This window comes from Roseateles saccharophilus (assembly GCF_031458095.1).
Lineage (GTDB): Bacteria > Pseudomonadota > Gammaproteobacteria > Burkholderiales > Burkholderiaceae_C > Pelomonas > Pelomonas saccharophila_A.
Genome location: NZ_JAVDXU010000001.1, coordinates 237,128 through 252,475, shown reverse-complemented (window position 1 = coordinate 252,475; position 15,348 = coordinate 237,128). Strand labels below are relative to the sequence as shown.

Genomic DNA, 15,348 nt, shown 5'->3' with positions numbered 1-15,348 from the left:
GCCGCGATGTCTGAGACCGCTGTTCAAGAGCTTCCCTTTGTCCACCTGCGCATGCACACCGAGTTCTCGGTCGTGGATGGCACCTTGAGAACCGACGACGCCGCCGACGCCGCGGCCAAGGACGGGCAGGTGGCGGCGGCCATCACCGACCTCGCCAACCTGTTCGGCGGCATCAAGTTCTATTCGGCCTGCCGCAAAAAGGGCGTGCAGCCCATCCTGGGCGCCGACTGCTGGCTGGAGAGCGACGCCACCGACAAGCCGCCCACCCGCCTGCTGCTGCTGGTGCAGGACAAGCAGGGTTATCTGAACATCTCCGAGCTGCTGTCGCGCGCCTGGATCGAGAACGTGCAGCGCAACCAGGCCTGCCTGAAGTTGGAATGGCTGCAGGAGCTGGGCGACGGGCTGATCTGCCTGTCGGGTGCCCAGCATGGCGGCCTGGGCCAGGCCTTGATGCAGGGTGACAAGGTGCGCGCCACCGAATGGGCGCAGAAGCTGGCGGCGATCTTCCCGGGCCGCTTCTACATCGAGCTGCAACGCGCCGGCCTGCCGGGCCAGGAAGCCCTGGTGCACGCCAGCGTGCCGCTGGCCGCCGAGCTGGGCCTGCCCGTCGTCGCCACCCATCCCATCCAGTTCCTCGGCGAGGACGATTTCGAAGCCCACGAGGCGCGTGTCTGCGTCGCCGAGGGCGAGACCCTGGCCAACCCCAAGCGCATCAAGCGCTTCCTGCCCAGCCAGCATTTCAAGACCCAGGCGCAGATGCGCGAGCTGTTCAAGGACGTGCCCAGCGCCATCCAGAACACGATCGAGATTGCGCGCCGCTGCTCGTTGACCCTGGTGCTGGGCAAGCCGCAGCTGCCCAATTTCCCGACACCGCTGCTGGAAGACGGCACGCCGATGCCGATGGACCAGTACTTCCGCGAGCTGAGCCACGAAGGCCTGGTGGGGCGACTGAAGCATCTCTTCCCCAACGAGGCCGAGCGCGAGAAGGAGAGGCCGCGCTATGTCGAGCGCCTGGACTTCGAGCTCAACACCATCATCAAGATGGGCTTCCCGGGTTATTTCCTCATCGTGTCGGACTTCATCCGCTGGGCCAAGGAAAACGGCTGCCCGGTGGGCCCGGGCCGGGGTTCGGGCGCCGGCTCCCTGGTCGCCTATGCGCTGCTGATCACCGACCTGGACCCGCTGCGCTACAACCTGCTGTTCGAGCGCTTCCTGAACCCCGAGCGCGTCTCGATGCCCGACTTCGACATCGACTTCTGCCAGGGCAACCGCGACCGCGTCATCGACTACGTCAAGGACAAGTACGGCCGTCCGGCGGTCAGCCAGATCGCGACGTTTGGCACCATGGCCGCCAAGGGCGCGCTGCGCGACATCGGCCGCGTGCTGGGCATGGGCTTCGGCCATGTGGACTCCATCGCCAAGCTCGTTCCCGCTCCGCCCGGCAAGACAGTGACGCTGGCCAAGCTGCCGCCCAATTTCGACCCGGACAAGGCCAAGATGGTCTATGCCCGCCACGAGTCGCCCGAGATCGAGGAGCGCGAGAAGGCCGACGAGGAAGTGGCCGGCCTGCTGGAGATGGCGGCGCGGGTGGAGGGTACGGTGCGCTCCATCGGCATGCACGCCGGCGGCGTGCTGATCGCGCCGGGGAAGATCACCGACTTCTGCCCGCAGTACCAGCAGCCCGGCTCCACCTCCGCCGTCAGCCAGTACGACAAGGACGACGTGGAGGCCATCGGCCTCGTCAAGTTCGACTTTTTGGGCCTGGCCACGCTGACCATCCTGGAGCTGGCCAAGGACTTCATCGTCGCCCGCCACGCCGACCGCAAGGACTTCGACTGGGCCAATGTGCCTCTGGTCGACAAGAAGGTCTTCGACCTTTTCGGCAAGGGCTACTCCGAGAGCGTGTTCCAGTTTGAATCGCCCGGCATGCAGCGCCTCCTGAAGGACGCCAAGCCCTCGCGCTTCGAGGACCTGATCGCGCTGGTGTCGCTGTACCGCCCTGGCCCCATGGACCTGATCCCGTCCTTCGTGGCCCGCAAGCACGGCAAGGAGACCATCGAGTACCCGCACCCGCTGCTGGGCCAGGTGCTGGAGGAGACCTATGGCGTCTTCGTCTACCAGGAGCAGGTGATGCAGGCGGCCCAGGTGCTGGGCGGCTACAGCCTCGGCGGCGCCGACATGCTGCGCCGCGCCATGGGCAAGAAGAAGGCCGAGGAAATGGCCATGCACCGCGAGATCTTCCGCAAGGGGGCCGCGGAGAAGGGCATCGATCAGGCCAAGGCCGACGAGGTCTTCGACCTGATGGAAAAGTTCGCGGGCTACGGCTTCAACAAGTCGCACGCCGCCGCGTATGCGCTGCTGAGCTATCACACCGCCTGGCTGAAGACGCACTACACGGCCGAGTTCTACGCCGCGAACATGACCATCGAAATGGACGACACCGACAAGCTCAAGGTGTTGCTCAACGACGCCAAGATCTTCGGCATCGAGTTCCAGTCGCCCTGCGTCAACAAGGGGCAATACCGCTTCGAGCCGCTGTCCAACCGCCTGGTCAACTACGGCCTGGGTGCCGTCAAGGGCACGGGCCGCGGCGCCATCGAGGCCATCATCGCGGCGCGCGAGGCCGGCGGGCCTTTCCTGAGCTTCTACGACTTCTGCCTGCGAGTGGACCGCAAGGCGGTCAACAAGCGCGTGGTGGAGGCGCTGATCAAGGCCGGCGCCTTCGACTCCATCAATCCCGAGCGCTCCAAGCTGCTGGCCAGCGTCGCGCGCGGCTACACCCATGCCGAGACGACCGAGGCCAATGCCGACCAGGGCGGCCTGTTCGACTTTGGTGACTCGCACGCATCCAGCACCGCCGAGCCCGACCTCGTTGACGCGGCGCCCTGGAGCATCAAGGAACGCCTGTCGCTGGAGAAGACGGCCATCGGCTTCTATCTGTCGGGCCATCTCTTCGACCAGAGCGGCACCGAGGTGAGGCGCATCGTCAAGCGCCAGATCGCCGATCTGCAGGACAGCCGCGAACCGGTGCTCGTCGCCGGCATCGTCAGCGGCATGCGCGTCATCAACGGCCAGCGCGGCCGCGTCGCCATCTTCAAGATCGACGACAAGAGCGATGCCATCGAGGCGGTGGCCAACGAGGAGCTGCTGAACGCCAACAAGGAGCTGCTGGCCGAGGACGAACTCATCATTGCCCAGGGCAAGGTGCAGAACGACCGCTTCTCGGGCGGCCTGCGCATGAATGTGCAGGCGGTCTGGAGCCTGGCCGCGGCGCGGGCGCGGTTCGGCCGGCATCTGCTGCTGGGCAATGCCGGCGCGGCCGGGCTCATCAAGGAGCTGGTGGAGCGCTTCCCGCCGCGCGACGTCGAGACGGAAGAGGGCGGTACGAGGAAGCTCGGCCTGCCGGTGCGGGTGTCGGTCAAGGCCGAGCCCGAGGGCGGCGGTGTCGGCGCGCGCTGGCTGGTCGAACTGGGCGAAGCCAGCCGTTTCTGGCCCGCCGACGATGCTTTAGCCAAATTGGGCACGGCAGCTGAGGTCATATACGAAGTGGGATAAGGCTTGCCATCGGCGATGATTTCGCCCACATGCTGCAAGCCGTGCCCAAGCCCGCATCCCAATCGATGGGGCTCAACCGTACGCAGCCGGTCACAGGGCTGATCCTGACCGGTGGCGGCGCCCGTGCGGCCTATCAGGTCGGCGTGCTGGCAGCCATCGCCCAGCTGCGGCGTGACGCCGGCCAGACCCAGCACAATCCCTTTCCCGTCATCAGCGGCACCTCGGCAGGCGCCATCAACGCGTCGACGCTGGCCTGCCACGCCGACGACTTCGACGGCGCCGTCGACGGCCTGCTGCACCTCTGGCAGGGCCTGCATGTCGAGAACATCTACCGCGCCGACGCCTTCGAGGCGGTGCGCAGCGGCGCACGCTGGCTGAGCATGCTCAGCCTGGGCTGGGCCATCGCGCGCTGGACGCGCAGCCGCCCGCGCAGCCTGCTGAACAACGCGCCGCTGCGCGAGTTGCTGGCGCGTTATCTGGACATGCCGCGCATCGAGTCCATGCTGGATGGCGGCCACCTTCGCGCCCTGGCCTTGACGGGCTCCAGCTACACCTCAGGCCAGCACGTCACCTTCTTCCAGACCCACCACCACATCGTGCCCTGGCTGCGCGAGCAGCGCATGGCGGTGCAGGCCAAGCTGAGCCTGGCCCATCTGATGGCCTCATCGGCCATCCCCTTCATCTTCCCGGCCGAGCTGATCGACCTCGAAGGCGTGCCCGAGTGGTTCGGCGATGGTTCCATGCGCCAGAGTGCGCCCATCTCGCCGGCCGTGCACCTGGGTGCCGAGCGGGTGCTCGTCATCGGGGCGGGTCGCATGAAGGAGCCCGAAGGCCGGCGTGTCGGCGCGAATGAACAGCATCCCAGCATGGCCCAGATCGCCGGTCATGCCCTGTCCAACATCTTCCTGGATGCGCTGTCGGTGGACGTCGAGCGTCTGCGCCGCATCAACCGCACGCTCGCCCTGCTGCCACGCGAGACGCGGGCGGCGACGGCGCTGCGGCCCATCGAGCTACTCGTCATCGCGCCGAGCCGGCGCCTGGACGATCTGGCCGGCGAGCACCAGGCCAGCCTGCCGAATTCGGTGCGAGCCATGCTGCGCGCCTTCGGCGTCAGCGGCAAGGGCAACAAGACCAGCGGCTCGGCCCTGGTCAGCTATCTGCTGTTCGAGCCCAGTTTCGTCAACGAATTGATCAACCTGGGCATGAGCGACACCCTAGCCAAGCGGGCCGAGGTGCAGCGCTTCTTCGGCTGGCCGGCACGAGCGCCGCAGATCGATCCGATCTCGCTGCGCCGCAGCCGCTCAGCCGGCTTCGCTGCCGGCTGTTGAGAAGGGCTGGCCGGCCACCCGCAGCCCGGCGAGGGACAGCTTGCGGGCCATGGCGGCCTTGACGCCCGGAACGCGCCGTGTCAGGTCGGCCCAGTCCTTGAACGGCCGTGCGGCCAGCAGGCGCTGAACCAGGGTCGGGCCCAGGCCAGGCAGGGATTCGAGTTCGGCTCGGGTCGCCGTGTTCGCATCGATCTCGGCCTGGGCCAGGGCCGGCACTGCCGCCCACAGCAGCAGCGCCCGACGTCTCATGCTTCGCCTGCTTGGGCGCGCACCATGGCCGCATAGGCGCCATCGCGCGCGATCAGCTCGGCATGCGTGCCGGTTTCCACGAGCTTGCCGGCACCGAGCACATGGATGGCATCGGCATCGCGGATGGTGGACAGGCGGTGGGCGATGACGATCAGCGTCTTGCGGCCGGACCAGGCGGCCAGGGCCTGTTGCACGGCACGCTCACTCTCGGTGTCGAGAGCCGAGGTGGCCTCGTCGAAGATCCAGATCGGCGCCTCCTTGTACAGAGCCCGGGCAATCGCCAGGCGCTGGCGCTGGCCGCCCGACAGCTTGCTGCCATTGGCGCCGACACTGGTCTCGACGCCCTCCGGCAGGGTCTGCGCAAAGTCCCACAGATGCGCGGCGCGCAGGGCGGCCTCCAGGCGCGCTTCGTCGCGCGGCTGGGCATAGGCGATGTTGTTGGCCACCGAGTCGTCGAAGAGGACGATGTCCTGGGACACGACGGCGAACTGGCGGCGCAGGGACAGGCGCGTCAGCATCTCGACGTCGTTGCCATCCAGCAGGATGCGCCCGCTATCGGGTCGGCCGAAGCCCAGCAGCAGATGGATGATGGAACTCTTGCCCGCGCCCGAGGCGCCGACCAGGGCCGTCGTCTTGCCGGCCGGGAAGGCCAGGCTCAGGCCATCCAGGGCCGGCTGGACCGCGCCCGGATAGGTCAGCCGCACATCCTGCATCTCGAGGTCGCCATGCGCGTGGACCGGCAGCTCAAGGGCGCCGCTGTCAGCTTCCTTGGGCGCGTCCATCAGCTCGAAGCAGCCCTTGGCGATGACGGAGGCGCGCGTCAGCGGCGCGGCCAGGTCGGACAGATGGCGCAGCCGCGAAGTCAGCAGCAGCAGGGCGGTGACGAACTCCGCAAAGGCCTGCACGCCGGTGCCCTGGGCGCGGGCTTGCCACAGCGTCACGCAGATGATGAAGGACAGGCCGATGGCGGCGACGAGCTGGGACAGGGGCTGGGCCAGGGCGCCGGCGGTGGCCGTCTTCAGATTGTTGCGGCGCACTTCGTGGGCGACGTCGGCAAAGCGCTGGCGTTCATGCGCCTCGGCGCCGAACTGCCGCACCACGCGCCAGGCACGGGCGAGGTCGTCCACCTTGTTGACGAGCATCAGCTGCGAGTCGTAGCTGCGCGTGGCCATCAGTCGCATGCGCTGGTTGACCTTCTTCATGATGAGGGCCATCAGCGGTGTGACGACGAGACTGAGCAAGGTCAGCTGCCAGTTCAGGTAGAAGAGGTAGGCCAGCATCGCGAGGGCGGGCAGGCCGTCGCGCAACACGCTGATGCCGACGTCGCCGACGAGTTGCAGGATCTGCTGCGGGTCGTTGACGATCTTGCTGACGGCCGTGCCCGGCTGCATGCGGGTGTAGATCTGGGCATCCAGGCGCAGCAGGGCGTTGACGAGGGCCGCGCGGAAGTCCATCACGCTGCGCGTGACGGTCCAGTTGAAGAGGTACTGCCCCGCGAAGCCAAAGACGCCGCGCATCAGATAGAGGCCGATCAATACCACCGGAATCATCCACAGCGGAAAGGCGTCTTTGGCAAAGCCTTCGCCGAAGGCATAGCCGATCAGCTTGGGGATCATGGGCTCGGTGGCCGCCGCGCCGACATAGGCCAGCACGGTGAACAGGGCGCCCCAGCGGTGGGGGTAGACGAATTGCCCCAGGCGACGGGCGACGGAAGCGTGAGTGTCGACAGACATGGGGCGCGATTGTCGTCCGTGTTTCAATGGCGCCCCCATGCGCATTGCCCACCTTCTTTTCACCAAACGCTTTGCAGGCAGCGAGCGCTACGCGATCGAATTGGCGAACGCGCAGGCCGAGCATCACGAGGTCTGCTTCCTGCTGAACCCGGCCGCCGCCGAAGACCGGCCGGACGCCTGGGCCGGGCGGCTTGATCCGCGCGTGCAGCAGGTGCGCCTGGGCCTACCGTGGCTGATGCCCGCCACGCGAGCAGCGCGTTGGGCGCGGGCGTGGCGGCCCGACGTCTGCCACGCCCACCTCAGCTATGCCTGCAAGGCCTTGTCGGGCATGCCGGCGGCCGGAGTCGCGACCCTGCACATCGCCTACAAGGCGCGCCAGCACGCCCACCTCGATGGGCTGATTGCCATCACGCCGCAGCAGCTGGCGCAGATACCGGCCGACTATGCGGGGCGGGTGGCACAGATCTCCAACTGGAGCGAGCCACGGACGCCCGCCGCCGGCGCACGCGAGCGCCTGCGTGCGGCCTGGGGCGTGGCGCCGCAGGACCTGTTGATCGGCACGCTGGGGCGGGGCGAGTACAGCAAGGGCTGGGACCTGCTGGTCGAGGCCTTCATGCGGGCCCGCCTGCCGGACGCGCGCTTGGTGCTGGTGGGCGAAGGGCCGGAGTGGAATGCCGTGCGTGTGCGGGCGCCGGCCGAGGTCGTCATGCCGGGCTTCACGAATGAGCCGGAAAACTGCCTGGCCGCCTTCGACGTCTTCGTCAGCGCCGCCCGCAGCGAGCCTTTTGGCCTGGTGTTTCTGGAAGCCATGCATGCCGGCCTGCCTATCGTCGCGACGGCGACCGAGGGCGCCACCTATCTGGGCGGCAGCTTCGAAGCCCTGACGCCCTGCGGTGACGCTGCCGAACTGGCGGTCGCGCTGGCGCGGGTGAGCGAGTCCAGGTCCAAGGGCGAGGACTTGCGGCGTCTCCACCCCGTCGAGCGCTTCGGCCGGGCGGCGCGGGCGGCGGAGATCGAGGACTTCTACCGCGATTGCATCGCCGCACGGCGACGCCGGTCAATCGTTTGAACAGGGCGACTCCATCTGCCGCCCTGCTTCATTCGCAGTTGCCCATATTCAAGCGATAACGGCGAGGCGGCCCAATAAATAGCCGCCTCGCCGTTTGGTCGACTCACTCAGTCGAACGGTGCTGACTGGGCAATATCAGTTCAGAACCATTCCGCCGCCGCCACCACCGCCGCCACCACCACCACCACCGGCCGAGGTCGGGCCGACGACCGGGTAGGAGGGCATGGTGTTGTTCCAGGGGTCGATACCCGCGCCGTCCAGCGGCGTGCACAGGAAGGCATTGTTGCCGACGTGGACGCCGGTCATGACCCAGTTGACCGGGCAGGCGTGCATATGCGATGCGGCGGAATTCGGGCGACCGGTGTTGTAGTTGACGCTCTCATTCCAGGTCTGCAGCGTGCGGCCGCCGACCGGTGCGGCGCACCAGATCTTGTTATTTTGAACATGCAAGCCCGTCATGATCTTGCCGACCGGGCAGGCGATCATGCCCTGGCGGACGACGGCGGTGTCCGATACAAACAAATTGTCGCTGGCCGCCTTCGAGCAAAGCAGCTGGTTATTGATGACATGCAGGCCGGTCATATAGCCGCCGGTACTCATGGTGGCCAGCAGGACATCATTCTGGCCGTTGATGCGCCAATAGCCCATGGTGGCACTGCCACCGCAGTTGTGATAGAAGAGTTCCTGCCCGTACGGGGTGATGGACGGAATATCGATATATTCCTGGTTGACCGGCAGGCCATAGTAGAACTGACCCCAGGCCACGGCGAGAGTTTGCGCCATGCCGCTTGTGGAATAGATCAATGCCGCGGCGGCGATCATTGATTTGGTGAACGATTTTTTCATCTTACCCTGTACAGAATTGGTTAATACGCGATTGTCGAAATGACCCGTGCGGATACTTGAAAAACAATAAGCGGGCCAGTCCGACGCCTGCAGCATAGAGTGCACACTAATTCCCTGACTGGGCGTATTGAGGCGCTTTCGCGCTTCGCGTGAACCCTAATACTTTGATTGAGGGGATGCGGCCGCCGGCCGTGTTCGTGCAGCGGCTCTGCGCGTGGGCATGCCGAGGCGTGGGCTTGGAGTCGAGCCGTGGAACGGCAGCGCTATGACGCTGCGGCTAGACCTGGCGCCACCATTGGAGGCCGCGCAACCAGCGGCCCCGCCTGAAGTAGGCGACCAGCAATTCGCGGCGCGATAGCGGCGAGCTGCTGTCAAAGCGCGCCGCGTCGGCCTGCAGCCCGGCCAGCGCTTCGCCGCCGAGTTGCAGACGGCGCCGTCGGGAACGCAACAGCGTGCGCGCGCAGAAGTGCGCAATCTCGAACCTCGCGTCATCGTCCAGCGCAGGCAGCTCGCTGGCGAGCCCGGCCAGGGACCAGGTCCAATCGTCTAATTGCTTCACATTCAGCGAGGACAGCAGGCTGCCGCCGCGCTGCCGGTAGGCGATCCAGACCTCGGCCACATGCAGATGCCGGGGCGTGTGCAAGGCCAGGCGCGGGAAGACGGCCATGTCCTCGAAGACGCGGCCTTCGGGAAAGCGCAGCCGGGCCGGCCAGCAGGCGCGGCGCACGATCTTGCTCCAGGGATGAAACTGGCCGTACACGAACATGCCGCGCAGGCGCTGGCTCACGTCCTCCTGCATCACGTGGGCAGGGCCGTCGAAGCTGGCGATATGGCGGTGGCGCGGCTTGGTGGACGCTGTCGACGGGCCGTCGTCGAAGATGCGGAAGTTGCAGGTCAGCAGGTCGGGGCGATGCTGCTGGAGCAGGGACTTCAAGCGCGGGATGACGCCGGGCTCGACCAGGTCATCGGGGTCGATGAACCAGAGGTAGTCGCCGCGCGCCTCGTCCAGCAGTCGGTTGCGTGCGGCGCTGACGCCGCGGTTTTCGGGCTGACGGACCAGGCGGGCCTGGGGCAGCAATTGCTCGACGAGGGCGGCAGATGCATCGGGCGAGGCGTCGTCGACGAAGACCAGCTCCACGCCTTCATCGAGCTGTGGCTTCAACGACTCGATGCAGCTTCGCAGCCAGGGCTCCACCCGATACATCGGGAACAGCAGGCTTAGCCAAGGCGCCGTGCTCACGGCTTGCTGTCGAGCAAGTGGCGCAGGGCGCTGAAGGGCGACACCCAGCCGCGCCGCCAGTTGCGCTCGACGATGGTGCGATCACCTCCGCGCAGTTTCAGCACGGCCGGCAGCACGCGGGGGCAGGGCACCAGGGCCAGGCGGGCATAGAGGTGGCGCTTGCGCCAGCCCACGCCGGCATGCCAGGCAAAGGGGCCGTCCTCGGCGCGCAGCAGCAGCAGGCGCGCGAGTTGCGGTTCGCGGTCCAGCAATTCGCTGGCGGCGACATGCATCAGCAGATAGCGCTGGAAGTCGTCGGTCAGGGCCTGCACGACTCGGGCGTGACGGCCTTCGGCCTGCAGGCGCGCCAGCAGGGCCTCGGCACCTTCGTCCAGCGCGCGGTCGAAGGCCGTGGCCAGGGCCGTGACAAAGCGCCCGCCGGGCACCGAGGCCATCAGCCAGTTCTCGACGATGGGCAGCTCCGGCCGCGTCGTGTAGCGGTCGATGTAGAAGCCGATGTAGTCTGCCGCGCGGCGCTTGCGGGTCTCGTGCAGCCAGGCCAGGTCGCGGCTCAGCAGCATGGAGGCGTCCATCCAGATACCGCCGTGGCGCGCCAGCAGCTGGATGCGCAGCCAGTCGGCCTGACGGTAGGCGGGCAGGGCGTCGAAGTCGGCGCGCAGTTCCGGCAGCCAGCTGGAGACGCTGTCACGGTCCAGCAGGCGCACCTCATGATCGGGGGCGAAGCGGCGCCAGTTGGCCAGGCAGGCCTGGATGAAGGCGGGCGCCGGCGCGGTCTGCCAGTAGGTCCAGATGAGCTTGGGAATTTCGCCCTGGCACAGCGGTGCGTTGTCGCCCACCATGACGGCGCGGGTCTGCGCCGGCACCCTGGCCCGCAGCACGGTGGCCAGTTCGCGCAGCACCAGGCCAGCGATGATGGCCATCACGGCCAGCACGACGATGTTCATTCTTTCCAGTGGTCGGCGATCCAGGGCGCCGGCCGCGCATGCCGCCAGTTGCCGTTGCTGCGGCCGGCCAGCGCGTCGGGCGGGTTCATGACGCCGTGGAAGATCAGGATGCGGGCGCCGTCGGGGATGAAGGGGTCGCGCCAGTAGCTCGTCGGCCAGGCCGGGATGCAGTGGTATTTGTAGCTGGCGCACCAGGCGTCGTCCCAGTACTGCAGCTTGCCCTGGCGGTGCAGCACCGCGGACAGGAAAGCCTGCTCGTTGCGGAACTCGGCCTTGGCCTTGGCCTGGTCAGCGACGAACTCGGTCAGCACGTCCTGGTGAGCGCCTAGCTCCCAGCGGTAGACCGAGGAGTTGCCGGTGACGCGCCAGGGGCGCTTCCAGTCGTGGATGACGAGGAACTCGCCGGAGACCTCGAAGAAGGGCGTGATGTCGCCGACGATGACGACGTCCAGGTCCAGGAAGAGCGCCGTGCCGCTCAGGCCGTAGTCGTTGACGAGGACGGGGCTGAAGGTGGTCAGCTTCTTCCAGCCGCGTTCGGGCTCGCCGTTGGGCAGGGTCAGCTCGGGGATGGGGAAGCAGCGCACCTCGGGGCGGATGCCTTCGGTGCGGTCGGTCAGGCAGACGAACTGGAAGTCGCCCTTCAGATGCCGGCGCACCATCGCATAGAGGCGATTGACGTACTCGGGGCCGTATTTGGTGCCCCACTTCATGCAGACGATGGTGCGCTTAGAGTTCTTCGACATGGCGCGGGGGGTAGGTGTCCCAGTTGAGGCAGCCGGGGCACTGCCAGAAATAATGGGCGGCTTCGAAGCCGCAGGCGGCGCAGCGGTAGCGCAGCAGCGGCTTGGTGGCTTTTTCAAGCGTCTGCACCATGGGCCCGGCCTCGTCGGCAGGCAGCGCGTTGGCGTTGAGCTTGAGCAGGTCGGTCGCGGCGGACAGGGCGGGCTGCTCACGCAGATGGGCGGCAAGGCGCTCGCGCTGCGGGCCGGGCTGCAGCGTGGCCAGGGCGCGCAGCAGATGCATGCTGGGCGCTCGCTGATACTGCTCCTGCAGGATGGCGACGGCGCGCTCCGGTTGGCCCAGGCTCTGCGCGGCCGCGGCGCAATCGGCAGCGACGAGGTTGAAGGCCGGCGGATTGGCGGTCAGCAGCTTGGCAAATGCCGCCAGGGCGGCCTCCGCCTGCCCGGCCTTCAGCAGCAGCTGGCCCTGCAGCACATAGGCCCGTGCCGACTCGGGCGCGCGGCGCTGGGCCTGTTCGAGCAGTGATGGCACCAAGTCGGTGTGGCCCTGGGACTGGGCGACCAGGGCCTGCTCGCAGAGATAGTGGGCGATGCGGCTGGAGAAGGAGCCGGTGCCGGCCGATTCCAGCTCGGCGGCCACCTCGGCGGCCTTGGCCCAGTCGCGCGAGCGCTCGTACAGCGACAGCAGGGCCAGACGGGCCTCGCGCTCGAAGGCGGTGCCGCGCAGCTCGGCATAGGCGGCCTCGGCGCGGTCGAACAGGCCGGCCTTGAAGAAGTCCTGGGCCAGCTCATGCTGGGCGCGGTCGCGGTCGGCCTTGGGCAGGTCGCCCCGGCGCAGCAGATGCTCATGCACACGCACGGCGCGCTCGGTCTCACCGCGGCGGCGGAACAGGCTGCCCAGCGCAAAGTGCAGCTCGGAGGTGTCGGGGTCGTTCTGGACCGCCTCGATGAAGGCGTCGATGGCCTTGTCCTGCTGCTCGTTCAAGAGCAGGTTCAGCCCCTTGAAATAGGCCTTGGGCGACTCGCGCTGCTCGAGCTTCCACTGCTTGGAGTCGAGCTTGGAGGCCAGCCAGCCGAGGACGAAGACGACGGGCAGGACGAAGAGCAGCCAGCGCGGATCAAACTCCATCTTGGTGAGCAGCGTAAGGGGCAGTGGGGACTTCGGGAGCCGGCACGGGAGCGCCCGGCAGGGGTTCGGCTCGCTGGGCGGCGCGGCGGTGGCGCCACCAGGCCGGCACCATGGCCAGCACGCCGAAGGCGGCGCCGAAGCCAAAGGCCAGCAGCACGATGATGACCTGCGGCGCACGCCATTCGTGGCCGAAGAACCAGCGCACGACGGCCTCGTGGCTGTTGTTCAGCGCAAAGGCGAACAGCGTGAAGAAGAGCAGGGCCCGCAGGAGCCAGACAAGGGTGCGCATGGCCCCGGATTCTGACTCAGGCGACCTCAGGCGTCCGTCACCGGAAGATGCTTGTCGACGGCCTCGCGCAGAGCCTTGCCCGGCTTGAAGTGGGGCGCCAGCTTCTCGGGGATCATGACCTGCTCGCCGCTGCGCGGGTTGCGGCCGACGCGGGGCGGGCGGCGGCTGATGGAGAAGCTGCCAAAGCCGCGGATCTCGATGCGGTGGCCGCGCGCCAGGGCGTCGCTCATGGCGTCGAGGATGGTCTTGACGGCGAACTCGGTGTCGCGCTGGGTCAATTGGCCAAATCTTTCGGCGAGCACGGCGACGAGGTCGGAGCGGGTCATGGCAGAGCGGCTTTGTCGTTATGAAATTGAAACAGGCCCGCTGGCGAGGGCCGGCGAGCCTGTTGGGGAGCATACCCGGCCTGCGAACGGGCCGGGCAGTTCAAACAGGGCTTAGTTGCCCTGGTTGTCCAGCTTGGCGCGCAGCAGGGCGCCCAGGCTGGTCGTGCCGGCGTTTTCACGCTCGCTCGACTGGTTCAGGCGCTGCATGGCTTCCTGGCTGTCGGCGTTGTCCTTGGCCTTGATGGACAGCTGGATGTTGCGGGTCTTGCGATCCACGTTGACGATGATGGCGGTGACTTCGTCGCCTTCCTTCAGCACGTTGCGGGCGTCTTCCACGCGGTCGCGGGAGATTTCCGAAGCGCGCAGATAGGCCATCACGCCGTCAGCCAGCTCGATCTCGGCGCCGCGCGGGTCGACGGTCTTGACCTTGCCGGTCACCGACGCGCCACGGTCATTGATCGTGGTGTAGGCGGTGAAGGGGTCGCTGTCCAGCTGCTTGATGCCCAGCGAGATGCGCTCGCGCTCGACGTCCACGGCCAGCACGACGGCTTCGACTTCCTGGCCCTTCTTGAAGTTGCGCACGGCGGTTTCGCCGGTCTCGTCCCAAGACAGGTCGGACAGGTGCACCAGACCGTCGATGCCCTGGGCCAGGCCCACGAACACGCCGAAGTCGGTGATGGACTTGACCGGACCCTTGACCTTGTCGCCGCGCTTGACGTTCTCGGCGAACTCTTCCCACGGGTTGGCCTTGCACTGCTTCATGCCCAGGCTGATGCGACGCTTGTCTTCGTCGATTTCCAGGACCATGACTTCGACTTCGTCGCCCAGCGAGACCAGCTTGCTGGGAGCGATGTTCTTGTTGGTCCAGTCCATCTCGGAGACGTGGACCAGGCCTTCGATGCCCGGCTCGATCTCGACGAAGGCGCCGTAGTCGGCGATGTTCGTGACCTTGCCGAACAGGCGGGTGCCGGTCGGGTAGCGGCGGGCCACGCCGAACCACGGGTCGTCGCCCAGCTGCTTGATGCCCAGCGAGACGCGGTTCTTCTCGGCGTCGAACTTCAGGACCTTGGCCGTCAGTTCCTGGCCAACCGTCACCACTTCGCTCGGGTGACGGACACGGCGCCAGGCCATGTCGGTGATGTGCAGCAGGCCGTCGATGCCGCCGAGGTCGACGAAGGCGCCGTACTCGGTGATGTTCTTGACCACGCCCTGGACGATCGCGCCTTCCGACAGCGTTTCCAGCAGCTTGGCGCGCTCTTCACCCATGGAGGCTTCGACCACGGCACGACGCGACAGCACAACGTTGTTGCGCTTGCGATCGAGCTTGATGACCTTGAATTCCATGGTCTTGCCCTCGAACGGGCTCATGTCCTTCACCGGGCGGGTGTCCAGCAGCGAACCGGGCAGGAAGGCGCGGATGCCGTTGACGAGGACGGTCAGGCCGCCCTTGACCTTGCCGGAGACGGTGCCGGTCACGAAGTCGCCGGACTCCAGGGCCGTTTCCAGGCTCAGCCACGAGGCCAGGCGCTTGGCCTTGTCGCGCGACAGGATGGTGTCGCCGTAGCCGTTTTCGATGGCGTCGATGGCGACGGAGACGAAGTCGCCGACTTGGACTTCCAGTTCGCCCTGGTCGTTCTTGAATTCGTCGATGGGCACATAGGCCTCGGACTTCAGGCCGGCGTTGACGACGACGAAGTTGTGCTCGACACGAACGACCTCAGCGGAGATCACTTCGCCGGCGCGCATGTCGGAGCGCTGCAGCGACTCCTCGAACATGGCGGCAAAGGATTCCATGCCGGAGGCTTGGGCGGTTTGGGTTTGGGACATGTTGATGGATCCTGATGCGCCGCCGAAAGCGGCGCTGCGGTGCAGGCGAACCTGCGGGTTAGTTTGTTGAGTT

13 protein-coding genes are annotated in these 15,348 nt (G+C 67.0%); 3 read left to right on the top strand and 10 right to left on the bottom strand.

Features of this window, described 5'->3' with window-relative positions; genetic code table 11:
* The first annotated feature begins 6 nt into the window (after positions 1–6).
* Both dnaE and J2X20_RS01020 read left to right on the top strand, forming a co-directional pair.
* On the top strand, positions 7–3,555 hold the full coding sequence (dnaE, locus tag J2X20_RS01025; protein WP_310259554.1) for a DNA polymerase III subunit alpha: 3,549 nt from the start codon (positions 7–9) through the stop codon (positions 3,553–3,555).
* A gap of 65 nt (positions 3,556–3,620) precedes the next feature.
* Positions 3,621–4,883, top strand: coding sequence for a patatin-like phospholipase family protein (locus tag J2X20_RS01020; RefSeq protein WP_310259551.1), 1,263 nt, complete (start codon positions 3,621–3,623; stop codon positions 4,881–4,883).
* On the opposite strand, the gene J2X20_RS01015 is transcribed toward J2X20_RS01020, so the two are convergent.
* A complete protein-coding gene (locus J2X20_RS01015; protein WP_310259548.1) occupies positions 4,857–5,132 on the bottom strand; it encodes a ComEA family DNA-binding protein in 276 nt (91 codons plus the stop codon). The two genes, J2X20_RS01020 and J2X20_RS01015, sit on opposite strands and share 27 nt — an antisense overlap.
* Positions 5,129–6,865 (bottom strand): ATP-binding cassette domain-containing protein, encoded by a 1,737-nt coding sequence (locus tag J2X20_RS01010; RefSeq protein WP_310259543.1) that lies wholly within the window; start codon positions 6,863–6,865, stop codon positions 5,129–5,131. Before J2X20_RS01010 ends, J2X20_RS01015 begins: the two co-directional genes overlap by 4 nt.
* A gap of 37 nt (positions 6,866–6,902) precedes the next feature.
* Here J2X20_RS01010 and J2X20_RS01005 point away from each other — a divergent pair, with 37 nt between their 5' ends.
* The gene (locus J2X20_RS01005; protein ID WP_310259540.1) at positions 6,903–7,934 is read left to right on the top strand and encodes a glycosyltransferase family 4 protein; all 1,032 of its coding nucleotides are present in this window, start codon (positions 6,903–6,905) and stop codon (positions 7,932–7,934) included.
* A 135-nt stretch (positions 7,935–8,069) separates the two neighbouring features.
* Here the strand turns inward: J2X20_RS01005 and J2X20_RS01000 are convergent, their stop codons facing one another.
* The 8 genes from J2X20_RS01000 to rpsA all read right to left on the bottom strand — a co-directional run bounded on the left by J2X20_RS01000 (position 8,070) and on the right by rpsA (position 15,275).
* A complete protein-coding gene (locus J2X20_RS01000; protein ID WP_310259537.1) occupies positions 8,070–8,780 on the bottom strand; it encodes a hypothetical protein in 711 nt (236 codons plus the stop codon).
* A 277-nt stretch (positions 8,781–9,057) separates the two neighbouring features.
* Entirely contained in the window at positions 9,058–10,020 is a 963-nt protein-coding gene (locus tag J2X20_RS00995) for a glycosyltransferase family 2 protein (protein ID WP_310259534.1), read from the bottom strand.
* Positions 10,017–10,964 carry a glycosyltransferase family 32 protein gene (locus J2X20_RS00990; protein WP_310259531.1) on the bottom strand — a complete coding sequence of 316 codons (948 nt, stop codon included), beginning with the start codon at positions 10,962–10,964 and terminating at the stop codon, positions 10,017–10,019. Before J2X20_RS00990 ends, J2X20_RS00995 begins: the two co-directional genes overlap by 4 nt.
* Positions 10,961–11,707 carry a glycosyltransferase gene (locus J2X20_RS00985; RefSeq protein ID WP_310259528.1) on the bottom strand — a complete coding sequence of 249 codons (747 nt, stop codon included), beginning with the start codon at positions 11,705–11,707 and terminating at the stop codon, positions 10,961–10,963. The genes J2X20_RS00990 and J2X20_RS00985 overlap by 4 nt, the downstream gene beginning before the upstream one ends.
* A complete protein-coding gene (gene lapB / locus J2X20_RS00980) occupies positions 11,691–12,833 on the bottom strand; it encodes a lipopolysaccharide assembly protein LapB (protein WP_310259525.1) in 1,143 nt (380 codons plus the stop codon). The genes J2X20_RS00985 and lapB overlap by 17 nt, the downstream gene beginning before the upstream one ends.
* A complete protein-coding gene (locus J2X20_RS00975) occupies positions 12,823–13,122 on the bottom strand; it encodes a LapA family protein (RefSeq protein WP_310259522.1) in 300 nt (99 codons plus the stop codon). The genes lapB and J2X20_RS00975 overlap by 11 nt, the downstream gene beginning before the upstream one ends.
* A 26-nt stretch (positions 13,123–13,148) precedes the next feature.
* On the bottom strand, positions 13,149–13,448 hold the full coding sequence (locus tag J2X20_RS00970; RefSeq protein WP_056202110.1) for an integration host factor subunit beta: 300 nt from the start codon (positions 13,446–13,448) through the stop codon (positions 13,149–13,151).
* A 111-nt stretch (positions 13,449–13,559) separates the two neighbouring features.
* Positions 13,560–15,275 carry a 30S ribosomal protein S1 gene (rpsA, locus tag J2X20_RS00965; protein WP_310259515.1) on the bottom strand — a complete coding sequence of 572 codons (1,716 nt, stop codon included), beginning with the start codon at positions 15,273–15,275 and terminating at the stop codon, positions 13,560–13,562.
* Between the last annotated feature and the right edge of the window lie 73 nt (positions 15,276–15,348).